Annotated in this window: 1 protein-coding gene; it reads right to left on the bottom strand. The window is 60.7% G+C overall.

The features are described 5' to 3' along the window. Positions 1-50 precede the first annotated feature (50 nt). Positions 51-349: hypothetical protein (locus MN202_RS20540; RefSeq protein WP_472511573.1), on the bottom strand; the 299-nt coding region annotated here is incomplete at its 5' end.

Genomic DNA, 349 nt, shown 5'->3' with positions numbered 1-349 from the left:
CCCTGCGGCTGGTAATGGGTAAAGGTTTCTTTGCTCGTCATAAACATCCCTTACACTGGTGTGTTCAGCAAATCGTTAACGGCATCAGATGCCGGGTTACCTGCAGCCAGCGGTGCCGGTGCCCCCTGCATCAGACGATCCAGCGCAGTGTCACTGCGCGCCTGTGCACTCTGTGGTGCTGCGGCCAGAATGCGGCGGGCCGTTTTCACGGTCATACCGGGGGTTTCTGCCAGCACGCGTGCCTGTTCTTCGCGTCCGTGAGCCTCCTCACAGTTGAGGATCCCCATAATGCGGCTGTTTTCTGCCGCAACCGCTGCGGTGATCTGCGCGTTCACGTCCGGCTGCGCCG

The sequence above is a fragment of the Rheinheimera muenzenbergensis genome (genome assembly GCF_036984005.1).
Taxonomy (GTDB): Bacteria; Pseudomonadota; Gammaproteobacteria; order Enterobacterales; family Alteromonadaceae; genus Alishewanella; species Alishewanella muenzenbergensis.
The sequence above is the reverse complement of the archived record's forward strand: the minus strand, read 5'-3'. Positions and strand labels throughout refer to the sequence as shown.